General features: G+C 38.8%; 17 protein-coding genes and 1 tRNA gene. 16 read left to right on the top strand and 2 right to left on the bottom strand.

The features are described from left to right. From Q0507_RS05960 to Q0507_RS05950, 3 genes are all read left to right on the top strand, one after another. A partial coding sequence (locus Q0507_RS05960; protein ID WP_298713818.1) for an autotransporter outer membrane beta-barrel domain-containing protein occupies window positions 1-2,204 on the top strand: 2,204 nt, incomplete at its 5' end. A 67-nt stretch (window positions 2,205-2,271) separates the two neighbouring features. Beyond that, window positions 2,272-2,730 (top strand): low molecular weight protein-tyrosine-phosphatase, encoded by a 459-nt coding sequence (locus tag Q0507_RS05955; RefSeq protein ID WP_298713815.1) that lies wholly within the window; start codon window positions 2,272-2,274, stop codon window positions 2,728-2,730. 172 nt (window positions 2,731-2,902) lie between these two features. Beyond that, a tRNA-Arg gene (locus tag Q0507_RS05950) sits at window positions 2,903-2,977 on the top strand. Between the two features lie 81 nt (window positions 2,978-3,058). On the opposite strand, the gene Q0507_RS05945 is transcribed toward Q0507_RS05950, so the two are convergent. Then, on the bottom strand, window positions 3,059-3,475 hold the full coding sequence (locus Q0507_RS05945; protein ID WP_298713812.1) for a hypothetical protein: 417 nt from the start codon (window positions 3,473-3,475) through the stop codon (window positions 3,059-3,061). A gap of 278 nt (window positions 3,476-3,753) precedes the next feature. On the opposite strand from Q0507_RS05945, the gene Q0507_RS05940 reads away from it, so the two are divergent. From Q0507_RS05940 to Q0507_RS05930, 3 genes are all read left to right on the top strand, one after another. Continuing rightward, window positions 3,754-4,542: a LemA family protein gene (locus tag Q0507_RS05940; protein ID WP_298713809.1), complete on the top strand. Its 789-nt coding sequence runs from the start codon at window positions 3,754-3,756 to the stop codon at window positions 4,540-4,542. Window positions 4,543-4,945: 403 nt separating this feature from the next. Further along, window positions 4,946-5,761 (top strand): class I SAM-dependent methyltransferase, encoded by an 816-nt coding sequence (locus Q0507_RS05935; protein ID WP_298713806.1) that lies wholly within the window; start codon window positions 4,946-4,948, stop codon window positions 5,759-5,761. Between the two features lie 9 nt (window positions 5,762-5,770). Further along, window positions 5,771-6,100 carry a nitrous oxide-stimulated promoter family protein gene (locus tag Q0507_RS05930; protein WP_298713804.1) on the top strand — a complete coding sequence of 110 codons (330 nt, stop codon included), beginning with the start codon at window positions 5,771-5,773 and terminating at the stop codon, window positions 6,098-6,100. Window positions 6,101-6,152: 52 nt separating this feature from the next. Here Q0507_RS05930 and Q0507_RS05925 read toward each other — a convergent pair whose 3' ends face one another. Then, complete coding sequence (locus Q0507_RS05925) at window positions 6,153-6,431, bottom strand: glutaredoxin (protein WP_298713803.1); 279 nt, start codon at window positions 6,429-6,431, stop codon at window positions 6,153-6,155. 191 nt (window positions 6,432-6,622) lie between these two features. Between Q0507_RS05925 and ilvB the strand changes: the two genes are divergently transcribed. The 10 genes from ilvB to Q0507_RS05875 all read left to right on the top strand — a co-directional run bounded on the left by ilvB (window position 6,623) and on the right by Q0507_RS05875 (window position 16,947). Then, a complete protein-coding gene (ilvB, locus tag Q0507_RS05920) occupies window positions 6,623-8,350 on the top strand; it encodes a biosynthetic-type acetolactate synthase large subunit (RefSeq protein ID WP_298713800.1) in 1,728 nt (575 codons plus the stop codon). A gap of 8 nt (window positions 8,351-8,358) precedes the next feature. Beyond that, window positions 8,359-8,871 (top strand): acetolactate synthase small subunit, encoded by a 513-nt coding sequence (ilvN, locus tag Q0507_RS05915; protein WP_298713797.1) that lies wholly within the window; start codon window positions 8,359-8,361, stop codon window positions 8,869-8,871. Between the two features lie 185 nt (window positions 8,872-9,056). Continuing rightward, on the top strand, window positions 9,057-9,644 hold the full coding sequence (locus tag Q0507_RS05910; RefSeq protein ID WP_298713794.1) for a carbonic anhydrase: 588 nt from the start codon (window positions 9,057-9,059) through the stop codon (window positions 9,642-9,644). Window positions 9,645-9,656: 12 nt separating this feature from the next. After that, complete coding sequence (locus Q0507_RS05905) at window positions 9,657-10,979, top strand: metallophosphoesterase family protein (protein WP_298713791.1); 1,323 nt, start codon at window positions 9,657-9,659, stop codon at window positions 10,977-10,979. Window positions 10,980-11,207: 228 nt separating this feature from the next. Beyond that, window positions 11,208-12,395, top strand: a complete 1,188-nt coding sequence (locus Q0507_RS05900; protein WP_298713788.1) for a M20 family metallopeptidase — start codon at window positions 11,208-11,210, stop codon at window positions 12,393-12,395. 20 nt (window positions 12,396-12,415) lie between these two features. Then, a complete protein-coding gene (argF, locus tag Q0507_RS05895; protein WP_367268454.1) occupies window positions 12,416-13,426 on the top strand; it encodes an ornithine carbamoyltransferase in 1,011 nt (336 codons plus the stop codon). A 110-nt stretch (window positions 13,427-13,536) separates the two neighbouring features. After that, window positions 13,537-14,487, top strand: coding sequence for an N-acetyl-gamma-glutamyl-phosphate reductase (argC, locus tag Q0507_RS05890; RefSeq protein WP_298713785.1), 951 nt, complete (start codon window positions 13,537-13,539; stop codon window positions 14,485-14,487). 10 nt (window positions 14,488-14,497) lie between these two features. Then, a complete protein-coding gene (gene argB / locus Q0507_RS05885; protein ID WP_298713782.1) occupies window positions 14,498-15,355 on the top strand; it encodes an acetylglutamate kinase in 858 nt (285 codons plus the stop codon). 84 nt (window positions 15,356-15,439) lie between these two features. Next, window positions 15,440-16,627 carry an aspartate aminotransferase family protein gene (locus tag Q0507_RS05880; RefSeq protein WP_298713779.1) on the top strand — a complete coding sequence of 396 codons (1,188 nt, stop codon included), beginning with the start codon at window positions 15,440-15,442 and terminating at the stop codon, window positions 16,625-16,627. A 137-nt stretch (window positions 16,628-16,764) separates the two neighbouring features. Next, complete coding sequence (locus tag Q0507_RS05875) at window positions 16,765-16,947, top strand: hypothetical protein (protein ID WP_042977898.1); 183 nt, start codon at window positions 16,765-16,767, stop codon at window positions 16,945-16,947. The last annotated feature ends 98 nt before the right edge of the window (window positions 16,948-17,045 follow it).

Here is a 17,045-nt window from a genome sequence, read left to right as displayed (position 1 = left end):
TGGTATTAACTGGAATGACCTGCTCTGCATTTGCTACAGAAATTAATGCCACAAGTGATAAAGCGGAGGAATTGCTTGGATTAACAATGGGGTCACCTGTACAAACACAACCGGAAGTCAAGCATATAGAGGACACCTTGACGGTTAATGTGCATGGTAAAAGCTTAACAGATACAGGTAAAAGTAAGAATGTAACGGGCATCTATAATGGTTTTGGTTCACAATTGACTGTGGATAAGGATTTAATTGTACGGTTAAAGAATGATGCACCGGCATCCAAAAGAGAGCTCGGACATTACTATATGAGTGCGGTTTATGCTGGCTACGGCGGTAAAGTGCCAAGACTCAGCAAAGAGAATCCTGATAGAGATTATGGAGATACTAATATTCACGTCAAAGGTAATGTAGATATTGATGCTATCGGCGTTGGATTACAAGCTAATCAACGTGGACATATTATCGTTGATGGTGGCGGACGTATCATCACGCATCCTTTAGAAACGTCTGATACGTACTCCGTAGTGGCAGAAGAGGGCGATGTATACGTTAATGCTGGCTCTGATGGTAAACAACCAGGATCTAAAGAATTAGTTGCTGTTGGTAATGTAGGGTTAATTAATAAGGATTATGGACGTGATCCAAATCATAACGAAGCGCCAACAAATATAGGGTTAGCTTTTACAACACCTAATTCTAGCCTTACTGGTGCTGTGTTAAATGAATATGCTGAAAGCAATAAAAACCCTCATAATTCTGGTGCAGATATATATCTACAAAATGGTGCCACTTGGAATAATGAGTGGATTGGTATGGAGCGTCCTACCCCTAAACGAGAGCGTCCATCAGGAGATAATGCGGCGTATCTATATAAAGGTAGTAAAGTTCGCAATCTCGTAGGTGGTACAAGTTCAACGGCTGCAGGTATACTTCATCCTATCGATGCTCGACCTATTACAATCCAAAATTACAGCGGTTATGTGAATGCTGTTTACAAGTCCGGCGTACCAGCAAGTGAAACAGGGAAAGGTCAAATTGTTGTTGAGCATGCTGCAGATAATAGCCATATTACGGTACAAGGTGATGGAGCCAACTTAACAGATGATGCCAGTTACCGTAAAGAAATGCAAAACTTAGCCGATAAATTACAATATACGGGAAAAGACAAGAAACTGAGTGCAACCGTACAAATTAACGAAGGTATTACGAGTCCAGGTGCTGTTGCAGAGCTTGGTGCAAATCATTTTGATTCACAGGGTCGCCTTGTTGTAAATGATACAACAAAGATTAATCGTGCTAGTGAATCATCATTGGTAAGTGGCACAAAATCTGCTCTTACATCGACTGCTATGACATGGAAGAGTAATACCAATGATTTACAACGCCGTTTAGGAGATCTTCGTTTAGCTAATACAAACCAAGGTGTATGGGCGAAATATATAGGCGGTAAATCTAAAATTACAGACGGCGCTGATGCACATATGACGTATAATGGTGTACAAGTCGGCTACGATCATAAGGCTTCTAATGGTTGGATTTTGGGAGGTGCCATTGATTACAGTACATCCAGTAATTCTTATACCAATGGCAGTGGTGATGGTAAACTTGGTGGCATTGCCTTGTACGGCACGAAACAACATGATGATGGTCGTTATTTAGATATTATCGCTCGTGGTAATCGTTTATCCAATAATTATAACCTTTATACTGTAGGTGGACAGCGGGTAAATGGCAATTATCATACTTATGGTACATCATTGAGTGCTGAATACGGTAAGCGCATCAAGAAGCAAAATGGATTCTATATCGATCCTAGTGTAGAATTTATTGTAGGCCGTTTGAATGGTGTATCCTATGATGCCTCTGTTGTCGGTGGTGGTTCTATGCATGTGAAAGCTGATGCTGTGAACTCTGCTATAGGCAGACTCGGTATTGGTATTGGGAAGGAAACAGAAAAATCCAATATCTTTGCTAAACTAGCGTTGGCTCACGAATTCTCTGGTAAGGTGAATACAACGTATTCTGCCCCGGGAAATTCAACAGTACAAACAGAAGTCGATTTGAAAGATACATGGCTCGATGCTGAGATTGGCGGCTCTTGGAACATTCGACCTAGTACATATCTATATGGTACATTCACTAAAAACTTTGGTGCTACCATAGAAAATACCTGGCGTATTGATGCTGGGGTACGGCATAATTTTTAATTAAATATTGCACTAATAGTCCTTATAGCGTATGCTGTAAGGACTATTAGTATGTAAGGAGTGTATTATGACTAAAATTTTATTTATCTGCCACGGTAATATTTGCCGCTCTACGATGGCAGAGTTTTATATGAAGCATATCGTTAATAAGACTGGTTTAAGTGATTCTATTTATATCGAATCCGCTGGTACATCTCGTGAGGAGATAGGGAACGATATCCATTATGAAACTAAACAGAAATTAGATGAAATGGGCGTTCCTTATACTCGTCGCAAGGCACGGCAAGTGACGATGGAGGATTATCACAACTTTGATTATCTCATCATCATGGATGAGAATAATGGGCGGAACTTACGTTGTATCATCGGTGATGATGTAGATTCCAAGGTGTATAAGGCAATGTCGTTCGTTGGTGAAAGCCGCGATGTAAAGGATCCTTGGTATACGGGAAACTTTGATGAAACATATGACGATGTGAGCCGTAGCTGTGATGCTCTATTAGAGTTGATTAAAGAAAAAATATAAATATATAGACCTTACTATTAGACGGTGTAGCAGTAGTGATTGAGTTTAACTATAGTTAATCTCCAAACCTGAATTGGCTTAATAGTAAGGTCTTTTCTATATACAGCCTATCTCGCTTTATACTTTATACTATCGAAGCATAGCGTAATATGGTATAATTTTTAGGTATCATGCGCCTATAGCTCAGTGGATAGAGCGCCGGTCTCCGGAACCGGGTGCGCAGGTTCGATTCCTGCTAGGCGCACCAAATAAAAGGCTTCTCGATTTCGAGAAGCCTTTTTATATGTCTTTATTCTTTATGTTGATGTATAGTTCAAAAAATTATATTTTAGCATCTATATTTAGTACAACGAATTCCGCGTGATTGAAATTCATTCATCAGTAAGTCTATTGATTTATCAATGCTTTCTTCATTGCTTATCAATACAAACTTTTTATAATAGACAGTACCATCAAATTGTATCCAACGGCTAGTTTTACCATTGATTAGGCTAATTTTCATTTTACCGGCCCAGCCAGGCGAACGAAATGGTCTGTATTTAGAGAAGCGTACTTCTCGAATATCTTTTAATGCAAAGGTTTTCCTTACTAAGCCAATGCCTATAGAGACTTGATTATCCTTAAAGTAAAGAAGTTTATAACGCTCTTCAGGAGGCATCGATCTAATTATAGATAAGTTATAAGTAGCAAAAACTACAGCAATAGCTACTAATGTAAACATTAGGATTATCATATATTTTCCCATACTATTAAGTCCTCCTTATCGCTATTATAATAAATATAAGTAATGTATGGAATCATTTTTATAATCAAATTGCTAATAAATAGTAGAAGGACAAGATTATTTTGAAGGATAAGAATATGTAGAAATAGTAGATAGAATGCCAGTATATCGAGTAATGATTGAAGATTAATAGGATTATGTTGCTTCATGATTGAAATTTCACACTCCTTATATAGTTGGTATGATATAATGTCCTCAAAATTTACATTGTTATTTGATGTAGATATGGAGGTGTTTTTATGCTTTCAACACTTTTATTTTTATTAATTGTATTCTTAATTTACCTATTCATTAAACAATATAACTTGTTGCAAAACTTGTCTGGAGAAATCAGAGAGACTCGTACTAATATTATGGCTTTCTATGAGAAAAAGGTGTATATCATAAATGAGTTTATTAACCTTGTAAATGAGCTAGATGGTTATGAAAAATTAACTCCTTTAAAATTGTCCAATACCTTTGTAGAGATGGCTCGTGAAACATCCAAAGCGGTAGAAAATATTACTGCCTTAGTAAATCAATTTCCGGATTTGAAGGCCCATACTCAATATGCTGAATTCCAGGAATCTCTTAGAGAAAATGACATATTAATCTCAAATAAGCGTGAAGTTTATAACTATCAAGTGAAACAATACAACAGTACTTTGGCACAAATTCCAATGGTATTTGCTGCATCATTATTGGGCTTTAAAGAAGCGCCGTTTTTTGAGCCAAATAGAGAAGGTGCGTTTTCTGAGTTCAGTGGTGCTGATTCTAAAGCTATTAAAGACCTAGCTAAAAAAGGTTGTGATAAATTAAAGGAAACTACTGAAAAAGTTAGTGAGACCTTACAAAAGAAAGAACAAGAGGCACAAGCTAAGAGAGAAGAACGCATTAGACAAGAGCGTGAAGCTGCTTCTAATAATGAAAATGTAACGCCTGAAGAAAACAATGACCAAGAAATAGCAAAAGCTGAAGATACTTCTGAATCAGAAGCATCAAAAACTGGTGATAGTTCTACAGCTGTAGAGAATCAAGAAGAAAAATAGTTATATAGAATAGATGTATACAAGCAGGTAGAATTTAATTCTGTTAGTAATAAAATATGAGATAAAAAAACTCCACTTTTTTGAGTGGAGTTTTTCCGTATATGACGTATGAACGTATTTTTGCTACTGAGTTAGTTTTAGATATGGATAATTCGTTTATTGATGTGAAATTATATATTCAATAATATCGAAATAGCATAATAAATGTGATTTGAGTAACACATTTTATTTTGAGAATGATGTACAATAAGGATAACTATATGAAAATCTGAAGATCCTAGCTGGAACACTAGGCCATATAGGGGAGAGTTAAATTACATAGTGAATTTAACTAAGTGAAAATTACTTATATATGTATCTATAGCTCATCTGTTTGGGGATGCAGCTATTTAGAGGGGATAATATGACAAATAAAATACAGGAGCTTACCGTCAACGAAGCTTGGCGTGATGAGCAAGACGCATGGAACCATCGTTCCGAGTACTTTGTAGAAATGCACAATCGCGAGGATCGCAAGGCACAGGTCACTGATTTTTTAGCATTCTTAAAGGATGAAAACTTATTACCTTCAGCGAATGGTCGTACACTTGATGTAGGCTGTGGTGTTTGTGACTACGCACTTGGGTTAGCTAGGGAAGGCTATAAAGCGACTGGTATCGATTTATCTGATGGTATGATTCGCGGGGCTAAACAATTGGCAGAGTCAGAAGGTTTAGATCTTAGCTTATATATTGGGCCTTGGTCTGATGAAACTCGTCGAGAATTAGGTTGGAATAAAAGCTTTGACTTGGCATACAGTATCTTCTGCCCGATTATGTATGATGTAAAAAATATTCGCGCCATGCATGATGCAAGTAATGATAAATGCTTGTGGATTGCTTTCAGCGAACGGAGCGACGAAATGGTAGATATGTTATCTGAACATTTCTTTGGCCGTGATTCTTTCCCGTGGGATGGCAAGATGAAAGAATGTTTAGATGCAATTCATGAGATGGGGCGTAATGTGAAAGTAACCTACAAAACGGTTCCTGAAACAGAGGTTATGTCTCTTGAAAAGGCGGTTAATTACTTTACCATGCGACTTCATAATAATGGATGGGGAGACATGGAAGACATGAAAGAAGAGATTAGAAATCTCATTGAGCCATTAGCTATTGATGGAGAAATTCATAATAAGACCGTTGATAAGGTGGCTTGGGTGTCGTGGTCGGTGAAATAGGAGAGAAGCATGACAGTTGATGAAAAGCGTAAGTTAGAACTAAAAACTATGTACCAAATTATTGGCATCTATTGTCGTGATAAGCACCACAGTCCTAAAGGGCAACTCTGTGAGGAATGTCAGGAAGTTTGGCAGTATGCAGAACGTCGTATAGATGTATGTCCTCATATGGAAAGCAAAACCTTCTGTAGCGTATGTAAAACGCATTGCTATGCTCCTACGTATCGTGAAAAAATACGAGAAATCATGCGCTATGGTGGACCTAGAATGTTGTTTGTATCACCAATCCAAGTTATTAAACATATGTATTTTGAATGGAAAGATAAAAAAAGAGGCTAGCATTGCTAGCCTCTTTCTTAATGGTTTTATCATATTTTCATGTAATACTATGTTACGCGATTGCTTTGTCCAATACCGCTTTAATCAAAGTTTTTGTTTGGTCATAGCTTTCACCAGGTTGAGCCTCGTATTGTTTGTCGAGGTCGAACCATAAGTTTGGATAGTATTCATATGGGTGAGTTTTGAAGAGCTCATGAGCGTCTTGATCTTCAACCCAGTTGATGTGAATCTCTGCGTATGCAGGGTTTTCTGCAACGAGTTCATCGATAGCACGGAATGCATTTTCGCAATAAGGGCAACCGTTCAAGTGGAAACCTAAGATTTCTTTCATGTTACACAGTCCTTTCCAGATAGAATCTACAGATATTTCTATAATTTGAGATTTTATACATACTCATGTACCACAACATATGGTACACTACTGAGTATAACATATCTATATGAGATATTCAATTTTTTAGATATATCTAACGAGAAATTGAGAATGCAATATGCATGTATTACATAGATAAGGAGAGACCTATGATTTCAGGCGCACAGTATTTGGTAAAAGCCCTTCAAGAGGAGCAGGTAGAGTTTTTATTTAATTATCCTGGGGCCGCAACCATCGACATCATGGATGAATTATATAAACAAGATCAGGTAAAGGTTATCTTGCCTCGTCATGAGCAAGCATTGGCTCATGCTGCAGATGGATATGCCCGCAGTACTGGTAAAGTAGGGGTGTGTATGGTAACCTCTGGCCCTGGTGCTACAAATCTTGTGACTGGTATTGCTACAGCCTATGCAGATAGTGTGCCCCTCGTTTGTATTACAGGACAAGTCGATTTAGGCCTCATGGGCAATGATGCCTTTCAAGAGGTAGATACTGTTGGTATCGTCCGTAATATTTGTAAATATGCTGTTACTGTGCGAGATCGTAAAGATTTAGGTCGCATTTTAAAAGAAGCCTTTTACATTGCTCGCACAGGTCGTCCAGGTCCTGTGGTTGTGGATATCCCTAAAAATATTCAAAAGGCTATGGGTTCAGACGAATATCCTACAGAGGTTAATATTCGTGGCTATAAGCCAAATACGGCAGTCCATGTGGGTCAGGTTAAAAAGGCTTGTTCTATTATTTCTAAGGCAAAACGACCGTTATTTCTTCTAGGTGGTGGTGTTAGCATCAGTGGTGCTAACGAGAGCATGATGAAATTGGTAGAAAAAACAGGCATTCCTGTTGTAACGACATTGATGGGGAAAGGTGCGGTAGATACACGTCATCCGCTATACCTAGGCAATGTTGGTATTCACGGCGGTTATGCGCCTAATGTGGCGCTCACGGATTGTGATGTGATGATTTCCATTGGGACCCGTTTTAATGACCGTATTACGGGCAAACTAAGTACGTTTGCTCGTAATATCAAGATCATCCATATCGATGTAGATGCGGCGTCCATTTCTAAGAATATTAAGGTCGATATTCCAATCGTAGCAGATGCTAAATTGGCCATTGAAAAACTCTTAGAATATATTGAACCTCACAATCTTGGCGATTGGTCTACTCAACTGCAGCAACTTAAGAAGGAACACCCTGTTACTCAAGCTGGTGAAGAGGGGCTAACACCTCAAACTGTTATCGATTACATCAACAATCACTATGAACGTCCTATCGTTACAACCGACGTAGGTCAAAATCAATTGTGGACTACTCAGTTCCTTGAGGTAAAAGGGCAATATCAAATGTTGACGTCTGGAGGATTAGGTACCATGGGTTATGGTTTCCCTGCTGCATTAGGTGCGCAAATGGGAAATCCAGATAAGCGCGTATTTGCCATTTGTGGAGATGGTGGCGTGCAAATGAATATCCAAGAGTTTGCTACTGCTATGCACTATCGTTTGCCTGTGACACTGATTATCTTAAATAATGGCTTCCTTGGTAATGTGCGTCAATGGCAACAATTATTCTACGATAAACGGTATGCTTGTACGAATTTGATGATGGATGAAAGCGCCCTCGTAACGCGTGATGTGATTGATAATGATGAGTTTGAATATGTACCGGATTTTGTAAAATTAGCAGAAGCTTATGGCGCAAAGGCAATGCGTATTACTAAAGTAGAGGATATCGAAAAAGGGTTCCAATTGGCGGATACTTTCAAAAAGGGACCAACTTTACTAGAATTTATCATCCCTACAGAACTCAATGTATTGCCTATGGTACCAGCAGGTAAGTCTTTAAGTGATATGTTGTTGAAGGATAAAAAATAGGAGGGGCTATGGAAGTACAAATGAAAAAACGCTGTATTTCAGCGTATGTAGAAAACCAAATCGGTGTACTAGCTAAAATTTCCGGCCTCTTTGCTGGTAAAAACTATAACCTGGATACATTAACGGTAGGAGAAACAGAAGACCCTACCATGTCTCGTATGACGATCGATCTTACTTGTGATGATTTGACGTATGAACAAATTATTAAGCAACTAAATCGAAGCGTAGAGGTTATTAAGGTTATCGACTTTACAGATATGGCGATTACAAAAAAAGAGTTATTATTTATCAAGGTTAATAGTTGTAAGGAAGCAGATAAACAAGAAATCTTCCGCATTGCTCAAACCTTTGATTTATTAGTAGTAGATTACAATCGTAAGTCCGTCCTCGTACAATGCGTAAAGACCGTATCTAAAAATAATGATATGATTGCCCTCTTTAAAGACATGTTTGTAAATCGTATTGAGGTAGTACGTGGTGGTAGTGTCGCTATTGAAGCGTTATCTACACCTGATAGATAATATGTGAAATCTAAATGTAATCTAAGTATTCTTTGTATGCTTTAAATATACTTTTAATATATTATAATAGCGCTGTTATGGCGATTTAGAACGTGTACAACTCGATATGCTATAATACTTATATCGACCATTATTGATATAGAGACCTTGGTTGTGTGCCAAGGTCTTTTACTATAGGAGGTATTATGAGTTTATTAGATGATATTTTAGCCCATAATAGAGAATACGTAGAAGATCAAAATACAGGTTATGTAGATATTGATACAAAATGTAGTAAAATGCCTAGCCGTGAGATGGCTATCGTTACATGCATGGATACGCGCCTCGTGAATTTCTTAGAGGATTCCATGGATATCGGTCGCGGTGAAGCAAAAATTGTTAAGACTGCTGGCAACTGTATTACAGGTCCTTTTGATGGTGTTGTACGTAGTTTGTTAGTCTGTATCTATGAACTCGGTGTTAACGAAATCTTTATCATTGGTCACCACGAATGTGGTATGGCTAAAACAACAGCTGAGAACTTAACGCAAAAAATGTTAAGTCGAGGCATCGCTCCAGAAGCTATTCATATGGTAAAAAAAGAAATGGAACGTTGGGCTGATGGTTTTATACATCCAGCGGAAAATGTAGAGGATACGGTGGGCGAATTGCGCATGAATCCTTTGATTCCAAAAGACGTGACTATTCACGGCCTTATCTTCCATCCTAGAACGGGCGAAATCGAAGTTATCGTTAATGGCTATACTCAAATGAAACAATTTTACGAAAAATAATATTAGGACTATATGAATAAAAAAAGATTAATTACATCTATATTAGCTATTGTTGCTTTAGTAGGTGTATCTATAGGCGGCTATGCCTATAAAGATGCTATACAAAGTCGCATAGCTAGGACCGCCGCTGTAGTGAGTGGGCAAGAGATTAAGCCTTTACTTGACTCTGAAAGCCGTTATATTCGGCAAATCGTGGCTCAAGATAATAGTACGAGCCGTACCATAATGTGGCAATCAGATGGTAGTGAAAGTGACGCGGTAATTGAGTATCGTTTAGCAGGTTCTGAAAATACTCAAACGATAAGAGCTACAGACAAAGCTTTTACCGATGATGGTAGTACTACCTATATCCATGAGGGTACATTAACTGGTTTGATTCCTAGTACTAAATACGAATATCGAGTTGGTTATGGTAGTGATCGCCGTAGTGATTGGTACTCCCTGGAAACGGCTGGCGCCAGTGTGTATGATGTTCTTATCTATCCAGATTCTCAGTCGGGGGATTATTCTCAGTGGGAAGAGATTGTAATGGACTCAGCACATCGTAACCCTAGGACCGCCTTGTATATTAGCATGGGTGACCTTGTAGATAATGGAGAGCAGGCCTATCAATGGCGCACTTGGTTAAATTCCATTAGACCGTTGAGTGCTAATGTGCCGTTAGCAACGACATTAGGCAACCATGAGATGTATACATTAGATTGGAAAATGCGCGAGCCTTATGCGTATTTGAATTACTTCGCAGTACCGCCTAATGAAAATGAAATTTTTAATCGTCGTTATTATTCCTATGACTTCGGTGATGTTCATTACGTTGTATTAGATACAATGTTATATGAAAGCAATCATGAGGATAATCATGATACGCATCATCCTGATTTATACGATGTACAGGTTCAATGGTTACGCCAAGATCTTGCAGCTAATACGAAGAAATGGATTGTCGTTCTTATGCATCGAGATCCATTCCAATATGCCTTTGACCGACTAGGTGCAAGTCGAGATGTTGGTTTCGATGACGAGGGTGTATTATTTATGCCTATCTTCGATGAATTTAATGTGGACTTAGTCTTATCTGCTCATTTACATACATATCGCAACCGCGGTCATGTGCGAAACTTTGATCGAGACCCATCTGGTCCATTATATATCCTTACAGGAATAGCTGGTGATGCACGACGTCCTAAGTGGAAGCAACATCCATTAGATGTATATGTAGCACCTCAGCCTGAAACGAATAATTATATGTCTATGACAGTAACACCGAATAAGCTGATTGTAAAATCATTTTTACCTGATGGTACTCAACTCGACGAATCCGTCATTGAAAAATAAGAGAAAGACACCTTCTTTGGAAGGTGTCTTTTTTTGTCTATTTTTCTCTAATTAAAGGTAGCAAGAATCTATGAGTAAAATTGATTTACAATATAACAAATAAAAATACAGTAAATCTGTATAAAAACTTGCTAATTATGGTAGGTAGTATTATAATACATGTATAGATTATAAAAATACACAAAATATATATAAAATATACATACAGTGTATAAAGGAGATAGAGTAATGAATACATTACAAGATTTAATTAAGAAATATGCCTCCCAATATAAAGAACAAGTTGTGGAATGGCGCCGACATATTCATAGCCATCCAGAGTTATCTGGTGAAGAGAAACATACATCTTTATTTATTCAAAAGGTGCTTGGTGAACTAGGAATTCCCTTTGTAAACGATATTTCTGATTATGCTGTTATCGGTAAGATAGAAGGTGCTCATACAGGCCCTGTTATTGCATTGCGTGCCGATATGGATGCGTTACCCATACATGAAATAACAGGCTTGCCCTTTGCTTCACAAAATAAAGGTGTTATGCATGCCTGTGGTCATGATAGTCACATGGCAATTTTACTTGGTGCAGCGGCGATTCTACAATCTATTAAAGATCAATTACATGGGACCGTGAAACTCGTATTTCAACCTTCAGAAGAAGAAGCTTTATTTCCAGGGGCTCAAGGCATTGTCGATAGCGGCATCCTCGACGATGTGGATGAGATATATGGACTTCATGTATGGCCTCAATTGCCAGTGGGAACTGTAGGTCTTAAAAAAGGTAATCTCATGGCTGCATCCGATCACTTCCTCGTACACATTAAAGGGAAAGCTACTCATGGTGCAGAACCTCATAATGGGGTAGACGCAATTGTAGCAGCCGCAAACTGGATTGTAAATGTGGAATCCATGGTGGCTCGCGAAACGAATCCTATGGAAAATCTCGTGTGCACAATTGGAGTGATTAATGGTGGTGATCGATACAATGTGGGCTGTGGTGATGTGTATCTTGAAGGTACTTGTCGTACCTATGAACCAGAAAAACGTGATTATATTGAGCGACGTTTGGGTGAAAGCTTACAGGCCCTCGATGTGATGTTTAAAACGGAAAGCACTTTGGATTATAAACGTGGTCATGGTGCTACTATCAATAATCCAGAGGCCATCGATTACGCCACCTCCATAGTAGAAAAATATTTTGGCAAAGAAGCGGTGGTACATCCTGAATTCCCGTCTATGACGGCAGAAGACTTCTCTGCCTATCTTCATAAGATTAAAGGTGCTTTCCTTTGGTTAGGCACTGGCTTTGAAGGCAATCCGGCTTTGCATAATGCAGCTTTCACCATCGATGAAAGTATCCTTGAACCAGGTATCACAATGATGGCAGCGTTGGCCGCCGAATTTTTACAAGAAAAGATGTAGTTTGCATATAAGAGGTTATCATGAAAAGTTTACAACATAAATCATTTAAAACAATGCTTCAATATACACCAGAGGAAATTAAGTATTTTTTGGATTTAGCAGTAAAGCTAAAAGCAGATAAAAAAGCGGGCAAGGAAATTAAAACATTAGAAGGTAAAAACTTTGTTCTTATTTTTGAAAAGGACTCAACACGGACACGTTGTGCTTTTGAGGTAGGGGCTGCTGACCAAGGTGCTTTTACAACATATCTTGGACCTACAGGTTCTCAAATGAATAAGAAAGAATCCTTAAAGGATACGGCTCGTGTTCTTGGTTCCATGTATGATGCTATCGAGTTTAGAGGCTTTGACCAAGAGGACATAGATACATTGGCGGAATACTCTGGTGTGCCAGTTTGGAATGGGCTTACCGATATGGATCATCCTACACAAACCTTGGCGAATTTTTTAACAATTCAAGAACATATCGATAAACCATTGAATGAAATATCCTTTGCTTATGTTGGTCATGGACAATCTAATATGTGTAATGCACTGATGAGTGGTGCCGTTAAAATGGGGATGGATTTCAGACTTATTGGTCCTAAACAATACTGGCCGGCTGGTCCATTCTATGAAGAGTGCTTAAAAGTGGCTAAAGAAACGGGCGCTACTATTACTTGTACAGATGATGTAGCTGAAGGTGTTAAAGGCTTAGATGTCATTTACACTGGTGTGTGGGTAACGATGGGCGATACTTACGATATGTGGGAGGAACGTATCAATACCTTTAAACCATTTCAAGTAAATGCAGAAATGATGGCATTAACTGGTAATCCAAATACTAAGTTCTGCCACTGTTTGCCAGCGTTCCACAACACAGAAACACAAGTAGGTAAAGATATTTATGAACGGTTTGGCATGAATGGCATTGAGGTGACTGAAGAGGTATTCGAAGGTCCAAACTCTTTAGCGTTCCAAGAAGCAGAAAATCGTCTCCACACGATTAAGGCAGTTATGGTTGCTACCTTTGGAGATTATCCATTGAAATAAATTCATCTTCCTAAATGGTGATGAATCGTATAGTTTGTTTCCTATTTATATTGGATAAAGGACTATATAAATAGGTGTGAGTCACCAATAGGTGAGAAGTGAGGTTTATTATGACACCCCATAGAGTATTTATTGTTGGTCATGAAGGCACAACTGGTCTTAGAATTCATGAACGATTATCCGATCGAAAAGATATAGAACTCTTAGCGACTGCTGATGAGGATCGCAAAAATGTAGAGGCCATTAAAGTGGTTGCAAAAAAAGCGGATCTTGTATTTCTTTGCTTACCTGATGTGGCATCTAAGGAAATTATGGCCGCTATTGGTGATTTTCCATGTAAGGTTATTGATACTTCTACAGCGTTTAGAACTACAGCTGGTTGGGCATATGGGTTCCCAGAACTTGGTGAAAGCTACAAAACAGCTATTGCAACTAAAAAACATATTGCAAATCCTGGCTGTCATGCGAGCGGTATGATTGCTTGCATAGCTCCTCTTGTAAAAGCAGGACTCGTGCCAGTGGATTATCCTTTTACCATTACATCTTTAACAGGTTATAGCGGTGGTGGCAAGAAGATGATTGACCAATATGAAAGTAATCCAAAAGACTATTTCCTTTATGCTCCACGGCAATATGGGCTTGGTCAACAACATAAACATTTACCTGAAGTACAATATGTATGCGGCATTAGTGAAGCGCCAATTTTTATGCCAATCGTTGATGACTACTACTCTGGGATGGAGGTTACAGTAGGTATTCATAGTCGTTTATGTCATAAACCTGTGTGCATTGATAGGGTGCAACAAGTATTAGAAGACTTTTACAAACATAGTACGATCATTACGGTCGTGCCATTTAATGAAAATAGTAACACAGGCATTTTAAATGCTAATCAATTAAGCAATACGGACAGCATGAAAATCTATGTGACTGGTAACGATGAACGCATTATGGTTCACGCTATATTCGATAATTTAGGTAAAGGTGCATCTGGTGCGGCTGTTCAATGCATGAATATCGCATTAGGTTTGCCAGAAGAGACTGGATTGGTATTGGGGTAGAGGTAATACTATGAAGGACGTAACAAATGCAATGCGGGCGCAGATACTAACGGCGGCCGTTCCATATATAAAACAATATACCGACCAGTATGTTGTCGTTAAATACGGCGGCAATGCTATGAGTAATGAAGAATTAAAAAAATCTGTTATGAAGGACTTACTGCTACTCCAATTGGTAGGTGTAAAAGTAGTTCTAGTTCATGGTGGCGGACCAGCTATCAATAGTACCTTAGAGGCGATGCAAATTGAATCACATTTTGCAAATGGTCTACGTATTACCGATGAAGCAACGATGGATGTTGTACAAATGGTATTAGCCGGCAAGGTGAATAAAGGACTCGTGGCGGATTTAACGGATCTTGGTGGTAAAGCTGTTGGTCTCTGTGGTGTGGATGGCAACATGATTCAAGTTCATAAACAAAACGAAGAACTTGGTTATGTAGGTTATATTGATACTATTGATACGAGCATTATTCATGATGTAATTAGCCGTGGCTATATTCCAGTTATTTCTTCTATTGGCATGGGAGCCGATGGCAAGACATATAATATTAATGCTGATACGGTAGCCGCAAAGATTGCGGGCGCTCTCAAGGCGGAAACAATGGTGGCTATGACCAATATTGATGGTGTACTGCGAGATGTGCATGATCCAAATTCTTTAATTCCTAAAATTACAGTGGCTGAAGCAGCTCAGTTAAAAGCCGATGGTATTATTGCAGGAGGTATGATTCCAAAGGTGGATTGCTGCTTAGAGGCCATAGAAGCAGGGGCACAAAAGGTATTTATCATCAATGGCGAGATTCCACATGCTATTCTTATCGAGTTATTGACCGATGAAGGCCTTGGCACCATGTTTATTGCTTAATATAGTAGACATAATACGGTAATCATCTACTGGTTATCTTTTATATAGATAGACGACGGCAAGGCCGTACGTTTGGAGGATATAATGAGTAATACAATCGATTTTGAAAAACAAGATAAAGAATATATAGCCAATACGTATGGTCGGTTTAACGTATGCTTTGAAAAAGGGAAGGGTTCCCTTTTGTGGGACGTAGATGGTAAAGAGTACATCGACCTCGGCTCTGGTATTGGCGTAACCGCTTTTGGTGTTGACGATGATGAGTGGACTGAGGCTGTTACTAAGCAGTCTCATGCGTTGAATCATATTTCTAATTTATACTATTCTTTGCCACAAATTGAACTAGCGAAACAGCTCTGCTCAAAAACGGGGATGACAAAGGTGTTTTTCTCTAACTCTGGTGCGGAGTCTAACGAATGTGCTATTAAGGCAGCGCGTAAATACAGTCACGACAAATACGGCGAAGGTCGTCATGTAATTGTTACCTTGGTCAATAGTTTCCACGGTCGTACTATTACCACCTTGTCTGCTACAGGACAAGATGTATTCCATCAACATTTCTTCCCATTTACTGAGGGCTTTATACACACCCCGGCCAATGATATTGATGCGGCGTTGAAAGTCCTTGCTGATCCAGCTGTTTGTGCCATCATGATGGAACCTATCCAAGGTGAAGGTGGTGTTATGCCATTAGATAAGGAGTTTGTTCAAGCGGTAACAAAATATGCGCATGAACACGATCAACTGGTACTTATCGATGAGGTACAAACTGGTAATGGTCGGACTGGTAGTCTATATGCATACCAACAATTTGGCATCGAACCAGATGTGGTATCTACTGCAAAAGGCTTGGCGGGAGGGCTACCAATGGGAGCAACCTTATTCAATGAAAAGATGCAATACGTTTTAAATGCTGGCGCCCACGCTACTACTTTTGGAGGTAATCCAATCTGCGCGGCTGCAGGTAATACCATCATTAGTCGTTTAACTCCTGAATTCCTTGATTCTGTAAAAGCAAAAGGGGAATACGTAAAGGCCACCTTAACTGGTAAACCTGGTGTCATTGGTGTTAGCGGTATGGGATTCATGCTTGGCATTGAAACTACGGTTGATGCTAAAACCGTTATAGAAAAATGCCTTGAAAAAGGTGTTGTATGTTTATCTGCTAAAAATAAGGTACGTCTTTTACCAGCCCTTAATATTCCACAAGAGCAACTAGAAAAAGCGATTGCTATTTTAGCGGAAGTGATTGAAGAATTAGCCGTAAAATAAGAATTCGTCTAGCTTTCATAAATATCGTTTACTATAGTCATGTAACATTGAACTATGGAAATAAACCGATAATTATATAGACTTTAGTCCGTATTCGTGTTACCCTAGAAGAAATAGTCTATATTGGAGGAGTAAATATGAATACAGAATCCTTACGTAATGAAGTATTGGTTCCGGCGGTAGCAAAAACGTTGGACATTGCTGCAAAAGCAAAACCTACAAAAGAAGAACTTATCACAACGGCAAAAATCACTGCTGCTGTGACAGTTGCAACGGCTATTGTATCCTTAGCGGTACAAGCGGTATTGCGCAACCGATAAGAAACTAAGAAAACGACATGGCGTTGCCTGTCGTTTTCTTTTGCATTGTACGCCGAATAGGCATGACTAAACCCCCAGTTAAACTGGGGGTCAGTAAA

This window comes from uncultured Veillonella sp. (genome assembly GCF_938010505.1).
Taxonomy (GTDB): domain Bacteria; phylum Bacillota; class Negativicutes; order Veillonellales; family Veillonellaceae; genus Veillonella.
This window is presented reverse-complemented; position numbering and strand designations above follow the sequence as displayed.